Source organism: Brachybacterium sp. UMB0905 (assembly GCF_002871795.1).
Lineage (GTDB): Bacteria > Actinomycetota > Actinomycetes > Actinomycetales > Dermabacteraceae > Brachybacterium.
This window is the reverse complement of record NZ_PNHL01000035.1, coordinates 1-3,435: the sequence shown is the minus strand read 5'-3', so window position 1 is coordinate 3,435 and position 3,435 is coordinate 1. Positions and strand designations below refer to the sequence as shown.

General features: G+C 65.6%; 4 protein-coding genes. All 4 read left to right on the top strand.

The genetic code is table 11. The features are described from left to right. The first annotated feature begins 198 nt into the window (after nt 1-198). Complete coding sequence (locus CJ197_RS14715) at nt 199-759, top strand: hypothetical protein (RefSeq protein ID WP_089066502.1); 561 nt, start codon at nt 199-201, stop codon at nt 757-759. Between the two features lie 337 nt (nt 760-1,096). Further along, nucleotides 1,097-1,810 (top strand): ATP/GTP-binding protein, encoded by a 714-nt coding sequence (locus CJ197_RS14710; protein WP_102237471.1) that lies wholly within the window; start codon nt 1,097-1,099, stop codon nt 1,808-1,810. A gap of 25 nt (nt 1,811-1,835) precedes the next feature. Continuing rightward, nucleotides 1,836-2,117 carry a hypothetical protein gene (locus CJ197_RS14705; RefSeq protein ID WP_102237470.1) on the top strand — a complete coding sequence of 94 codons (282 nt, stop codon included), beginning with the start codon at nt 1,836-1,838 and terminating at the stop codon, nt 2,115-2,117. 136 nt (nt 2,118-2,253) lie between these two features. Then, nucleotides 2,254-3,435 (top strand): IS3 family transposase gene (locus CJ197_RS14700; protein WP_102237469.1). Its coding sequence is split into 2 segments (ribosomal slippage), with 1,183 coding nucleotides annotated over them: nt 2,254-2,506 and nt 2,506-3,435; the frame shifts between segments, so codons are not numbered across the junction. This gene is flagged as partial in the annotation.

The following is a 3,435-nucleotide window of genomic DNA, read 5'->3' as shown; positions in this document are numbered from 1 at the left end:
GCCTTGAACTGGGGACTGAACTTACGCCTGGATCTTCCTGCCATGTCCTTGATCCTTCCTCATAGAAGACTGTCCAAGAACCTTGGTACACCCCACCCGAGACCGAGGCGCTGATGTACACCACCCCCACCGCCCACCGCATCGCAATCTGAGGCCCCCATGACCACCCCCATCCCCCGCCACCGAGGAGACCGCCCGATGATCCGACAGCGAGCACTCACCACGATCGCGATGGCCTCCCTCCTCGCCCTTCCCCTCGCCGCCTGCACCAGCAGCAACGGCGAGGAGGACCCCACCACGACGGCCACCAGCCAGGAGGCCCCACCCACGGCCGACCCCGCCGACGCCACACCCCAGGAACGTGTCGAGGCGTACTTCGAGGCCTCGGATGCAGCCGCGGCCGATGGCTGGAAGGACACCAGCTACGCAGATGACTTCCTGATCCCCGAGCTCGCGGAGAAGCAGAAGACGGACGACGCAGATCGTGCAGAGTCCGGGGCCGTCATCACGGGGGAGCGCAAGCTGACCAACTGGACCGTCACCGAAGAAGAAGACACAACCGCCACGGTTGAGTTCTGCGACGACGGCACGGGATTCGAGGCGACCAAGGATGGGAAGCCCGTTGAGATCAACAACGCGAGTCTCAAAGTCGTCGGCCAGTTCAAGCTCGTTCGCGAGTCGAGCTCAGAGCCGTGGATGATCCAGCAGAAGGGCTACTACGACGAGGAGACGACATGCGACGCGCACTTCGCCGGCTGACTGTTGGCACCGCAGCAACATCGATCGCTCTCCTGTCCCTCCCTCCCGCCTTCGCAGAAGGGGGCGTTGACCTCGACCTCGGTGACGATGGTGGTAGTGCGAACGTCAAGGTCGAGGTGAAGGACCCTGGTAACGGGGGCGGGAAGTCCTCTGGTGGGGGTGGTAGCTCGTCCGGCGGGGGGGAAGTCGTCGGGCGGCGGCTCCTCGAACGGGGGGGAGCAAGTCCTCTAGCGGCGGCGGGAAGTCCTCCGGAGGCGGCAGCAGAGGGGGAACCACCTCCGTCAGCAGCGGTGGCCGGGCCAGCGTCGGGAACTACTCGAGCGGGTCTCCGTCCTCGGTGTCCTCGAGCCGCCCGGACAACGTCGAGATCCTCGACGACGGCTCCCGAGCCACGTACCAGCCCGACGGAGCGTACTTGCAGGGGCAGAACGGGGGACCCACCGCCTTCTTCGACGGCATGGACCAGGGCCAGCCCGAGCCTGCGGATCCGGCAGCGCCGGCGGCTCCCGCTCCGGATCCCGCGCCTCAGGAGGGCGGCGAGCCAGCCGCTCCTCAGGTGGATCCCGCCGAGCTCGCGCAGACCGCGGTCTCCCAGATGGGGCTGGAAGCCCCGGAAATCGCCTCGACACCGAACGACACCGAGACCCTCGGCGCCGTGGGGCTGCCGGTGTGGCTGTGGGTGGCCAACCCCGGGGAGACCACGACGGGTCCGAACACGACCAGCGCCTCCGCCGGGGCGGTGACCGTCACCGCGACGGCCAAGTTCACGGGCATGTCGATCGACATGGGCGACGGCACCACGATCGAGTGCGACGGACCCGGGACCGAATACCCCGGCACCGGAATCGACCCCTCCCCCGACTGCGGCCACGTCTACGAGCAGATGAGCGATGAACAGCCCGATGGGCTGTATACCGTGAACATCACCGCGCACTGGGGCGTCGAGTGGGAGTCGAACACCGGTGAGACCGGCACGATCCCCGTCGAGCTGACCACGTCCAAGCAGCTGCGCATCGGCCAGTACCAGACCGTCGTCACCGACGTGTCCTAACCACCCTGACCTCCTGGGAGCACCGATGAACGTCACCGACCCGATCACCAGCGCACACCTCGGATTCGGCGAGCCGACCGGCAACCGCAGGGAGGCTGTCACCACGGTCCGCCTGACCCATGCCAGCGGCCAGATCGAGGACGTGTCGCTCACCGAGGAGGTCACCCAAGTCGGGCCACTCGAGGGTCTCCTCCTGCTCACCGATCGAGCCACAGATCAGGGCCAGGGGTTCCCCTTCACCTACGAGGCCACCAAGGACCTCACCCTCGAGGACTTCATGGATCCACGGCCCCGGCCGGCGAGCTGATCCATCCGACCAGAGACATCCAGTCCAGGCACGCTGATAGGAGAGCACGATGCCCGAGAACCTCGACATCAAGGACGGGCCCACCTGGGGTGTACCAAGGTTCTTGGACAGTCTTCTATGAGGAAGGATCAAGGACATGGCAGGAAGATCCAGGCGTAAGTTCAGTCCCCAGTTCAAGGCCGAGGCAGTCCAGCTGGTGATCCAGTCCGACCGGCCGATCGTCGAGGTCGCTGGCGAGCTGGGGATCATTCCCGGCACCCTCGGGAACTGGGTGAACAAGTACCGTGAAGAGAATCCCGAGCCCGAGAAGAAGCTGACCCCGTCAGATCATGCCCGGCTCGCGGAACTGGAAGTCGAGAATCGTCGGCTCCGGATGGAGAACGAGTTTTTAAAAAAAGCCGCGGCCTTCTTCGCCAGGGAGCAGGGCTGAACGAGAAGTCAGCCCTGATCGAGGCGGAGAAGGACACCTACCCCATCGCCTGGATGTGTCGCCAGCTCCAGGTGCCCCGTTCCACGTTCTACGCCTTCAGAGACCGCACCGACCAGGTCACGGCCACCCAGGAGCGGCGCGAGCTGCTCAAGGACGAGATCTCCCGCGTCTTCGCGGCCCAGAACGGCACGGCCGGGTGTCGGCGCATCACCGCCCAGCTCAACGAGGAAGGGCATCCCTGCTCGGTGGGCCTGGTCGCCGCGCTGATGCGCGAGTTGGGCCTGGCCGCGATCCAACCCCGTGCCTGGCGCAAGACCACCGTCACCGACGAGCACGCGCCGGTGCATCCCGACCTCGTAGAGCGCAACTTCGCCCCCGACCAGCACGTTCCTGGGGAGGTTCTCGTCGGTGACATCACCTACCTGCGCACCGGCGCGGGATGGCTCTACCTGGCCGTGGTCATCGATCTGGCCACCCGCATGATCGTGGGCTGGCAGATGGCCGACCACATGCGCACAAGCCTGGTGATCGACGCGCTGGCCATGGCCCGCACCCACGGCTACGCAGCACCCCAGGCAGTGTTCCACAGCGATCACGGCACCCAATACACCAGTCAAGAATTCGGAGAATACTGCATTGAGAACGGATTCACGCAGTCCATGGGGAGGACCGGAGTGTGCTGGGACAATGCCGTCGCGGAGAGCTTCTTCTCCTCGCTGAAGAACGAGATGTATCACCACCACGTATTCTCTGAGCATCGTCGGGCACGATTCGCGATCGCCGACTACATCGAGGCTTTCTATAACCGCGCCCGCCTCCACTCATCGCTCGGCTACCGCACCCCCGCCAAGGCGTGGACCGAGCAGACCACCCCCACCACCCTCCCAG

Bases quoted from the DNA above. Each gene is read 5' to 3' on its own strand.
- CJ197_RS14715 (WP_089066502.1), top strand. From the start codon at position 199: ATGATCCGACAGCGAGCACTCACCACGATCGCGATGGCCTCCCTCCTC.
- CJ197_RS14705 (WP_102237470.1), top strand. From the start codon at position 1,836: ATGAACGTCACCGACCCGATCACCAGCGCACACCTCGGATTCGGCGAG.